3 protein-coding genes and 1 pseudogene are annotated in these 2117 nt (G+C 74.0%); 1 reads left to right on the top strand and 3 read right to left on the bottom strand.

Annotation, left to right across the window (positions count from 1 at the left end):
- Positions 1 to 159 precede the first annotated feature (159 nt).
- Positions 160 to 348, bottom strand: a complete 189-nt coding sequence (locus ND748_RS30595; RefSeq protein WP_251749761.1) for a hypothetical protein — start codon at positions 346 to 348, stop codon at positions 160 to 162.
- Between the two features lie 8 nt (positions 349 to 356).
- Complete coding sequence (locus tag ND748_RS30590) at positions 357 to 1574, bottom strand: EAL domain-containing protein (RefSeq protein WP_251749759.1); 1218 nt, start codon at positions 1572 to 1574, stop codon at positions 357 to 359.
- 221 nt (positions 1575 to 1795) lie between these two features.
- Between ND748_RS30590 and ND748_RS30585 the strand changes: the two genes are divergently transcribed.
- Complete coding sequence (locus ND748_RS30585) at positions 1796 to 1978, top strand: hypothetical protein (protein WP_041939414.1); 183 nt, start codon at positions 1796 to 1798, stop codon at positions 1976 to 1978.
- Between the two features lie 4 nt (positions 1979 to 1982).
- Here the strand turns inward: ND748_RS30585 and ND748_RS34795 are convergent.
- A pseudogene (locus ND748_RS34795) lies at positions 1983 to 2117 on the bottom strand (DUF2277 domain-containing protein); the annotation flags it as partial.

Raw genomic sequence — 2117 nt, 5'->3', positions numbered from 1 at the left:
CCGCCGCAGCGCGGCGCGCGCCGCCGGTTGCTGGCGAGTAGCGCGCCGAAGTCGTCCAAGCGCACCGGCCTGGTCCGGCTGTACATCGAGGCCGGTGCCAGCCGCCCCGATCGGGCCACCGCGGCCCGCGGCGGCGGATCCCCCGCGCCGGGCGACGGCCTACCGGCCTTCCCGCGGCCCCGCACACCCCTGCATGGTGTCCCCCTGCACGGTGTCGGCCTGCGCGGGGTCGGCCTGCACGGAGTCGGCCTGCGCGGAGTCGGCCTGCACGGCGTTGCCCTGCACGGTGTCGGCCTGCGCGGCGCTGCCCTGTGCGGCGTCCCCGTTCGCGGAGTCCGTGGTGCGCACCGGCCGACTCACGCGCCGGCCGCGGCGCAGGCGTCGCGCAGCACACCGGTGGGGGAGCCGAGCAGGAAGCCCTGCCCGTAGGGGATCCCGGTCTCGCGGGTGGTGCGCAGCTCGCCGGCTGTCTCGATGCCCTCGGCGACCACGCCGCCGCCGATCTCCTCGGCGACGTGCACCAGCCCCGTCGCGACCGCGCGGCGCGCCGGGTCGGTGTCGATGCCCTGGGTCAGGCTGCAGTCCATTTTGATGATCTCCGGGCGGAGTCGAACAAGCTGCTCCAGCCCGGCATAGCCGGCGCCGACGTCGTCGGCGGCGAACCGGACCCCGAGCCGGCGTAGCCGGTCCAGGGCGCTGGTGACCTCGGGGGCGTCGGCGATCCGCTCGTGCTCGGTGATCTCCACCAGGAGGCGCTCCGCGTCGGTCCCGGCGATCATCTCCACCAGGCCGGCCGACAGGGTGGTCGCGGAGGCGTTGACGGCGAGGCCGATGTGCGCTGGGATCCGGGGCAGTGTGCTCAGCGCCCGGCGCACCGCGGCGAGCTCCAGCTCGACGGTCAGCCCGACCGCGCCGGCCGCCGCGAACCACTGCGCCGTGCTGCGGGAGGGGTCCGGAAACCGGGACAACGCCTCCACCCCGATGATCCGCCCCCGCTCCAGGTCGAACACCGGCTGGAAGGCGAGCGCCGGGCCGCCCCGGTCGATCAGGCGGCTGACATCCAGCCACACCTGGCTGCGCGCCTGCCACATCCGGTGCAGGTCGGTGACGGAGTCGCGCAGGATCTCGGCGAGCATCTGCAGGAACCGGGCGTCGCGTTCACGCAGCTCGTGATGGGGCCGGTGGGCGATGCAGCCGAGCAGACCGTAGAGCGCGTCGTCGCCGTCCATGACCGGCACGGCAGCGTAGGAGCGGATGTCCAGCTCGTGGGCGACGGGCGAGTCGGCGGTGCGGGGGTCGGCGAGGGTGTCGGGGATGAGCGCCGGCAGCCGGCCGCTGAGGACCTCGGGGTACAGGCCGGTCTGTCGGCGCACGGTGGAGCCCTGGGTGAGGTGGAAGGATCCGCCGTCGCCGCTGAGGACCTGGAGGACGAGCACGTCGCCCTCGATCCGGCCGAGCCACGCCGCATCCATGTCGAGATACCGGCGTAGTACACCGAGCAGCTCGACCACCGCCGCCGACGGTGTGGGGACGTCGGCCGTCGGCCCGAGCAGCGTGGCCGCGCGCACCGTCATCCGCATCACCTCCCCGCGAGGGGTCTGTGCCCGCCACCGCGTCCGCGCACACGCGCCCCCATCGCCGTCCTGCCGCCGTGAGCCGGACAAACGTGCAGGCCAGGGGCTTGTCCGTGGTCTGCACCAGATCGGAGCAAATTCGGTGCTTTATGCACGCGAGAGCGGGAAGGGCCCAGAGCGAGGGCAGCAACGCCGCGGAGCCAACCAGGTGGAGTGACCACGTGAGCATGTTCGACAGCTTGTTGCACGGCCTTGACGACCAGGAGCAGGACCGGACGCGGGAACTGATCGCCGACAGCGTGGCCACCGATCGCGCCGATGCACTTGCCGGTAAAGCGCCGGACCGGCTCGTCGACTCCGGCAGCCGGCGGCGACGTTCGCGGGCCGAGACCCAGCGCCGCTAGCCGACTAGCCGTCGGCTGCTGGCGCCAGCCCGGCTCTGGCGCGTACTTCCGGCCGCCGCAGCGGTGGCACCGTCGAGGGCGGTTGACGGCGGGCCGGAAGCGCGTCGAGCAGCCGCTGCGCCGAGGCGGCGACCTCGGC

The sequence above is a fragment of the Frankia sp. AiPs1 genome, from assembly GCF_023716945.1.
GTDB lineage: Bacteria > Actinomycetota > Actinomycetes > Frankiales > Frankiaceae > Frankia.
The sequence above is the reverse complement of the archived record's forward strand: the minus strand, read 5'-3'. Positions and strand labels throughout refer to the sequence as shown.

What these genes read in the sequence shown, in the direction of transcription:
- ND748_RS30590 (WP_251749759.1), bottom strand. Translation starts at nt 1,574, where the DNA reads ATGACGGTGCGCGCGGCCACGCTGCTCGGGCCGACGGCCGACGTCCCC.